General features: G+C 70.4%; 1 protein-coding gene. It reads left to right on the top strand.

Annotated features, from left to right (window positions below):
- Positions 1 to 621 (top strand): GMC family oxidoreductase (locus tag BZL64_RS37595; protein ID WP_244205792.1); only part of this gene is annotated, 621 nt, incomplete at its 5' end.
- Between the last annotated feature and the right edge of the window lie 35 nt (positions 622 to 656).

The following is a 656-nucleotide window of genomic DNA, read 5'->3' as shown; positions in this document are numbered from 1 at the left end:
GAGAACTCCGCGATGGACTCCGACGCGGGCCTCTTCGTGCGCCGCGACCCCGAACACGCGGGCCCCGACCTGATGTTCCACTTCTACCAGATCCCCTTCACGGACAACCCGGAGCGCCTCGGCTACGAACGGCCCCCGTACGGCGTCTCGATGACCCCCAACATCCCGAAGCCGAAGAGCCGCGGCCGGCTCTACCTGACCAGCCCGGACCCGTCCGTGAAGCCGGCCCTGGACTTCCGCTACTTCACCGACGCGGACGACTACGACGGCCGAACCCTCGTCGACGGGATCAGGATCGCCCGCGAGATCGCGAAGACCGAGCCGCTCGCCGGCTGGCTCAAGCGCGAGGTGGCCCCCGGCCCGCACATCACGGGCGACGAGGAGCTGAGCGAGTACGCCCGCAAGGTCGCACACACCGTGTACCACCCGGCGGGCACCTGCCGGATGGGCGCGGCCGACGACGAACTGGCCGTCGTCGACCCGAAGTTGCGCGTCCGCGGCCTGGACGGCCTGCGCGTCGCCGACGCCTCGGTGTTCCCGACCATGACCGCGGTGAACCCGATGATCGGCGTGCTGATGGTCGGGGAACGAGCCGTCGACCTGATCGGAGGCGGTGCGTGATGACCACGATCCCCGCGACCCCCTCCACCCAGGCC

It is taken from the genome of Streptomyces bobili, from assembly GCF_002154575.1.
In the GTDB taxonomy this organism is placed as follows: Bacteria; Actinomycetota; Actinomycetes; order Streptomycetales; family Streptomycetaceae; genus Streptomyces; species Streptomyces bobili.
The sequence above is the reverse complement of the archived record's forward strand: the minus strand, read 5'-3'. Positions and strand labels throughout refer to the sequence as shown.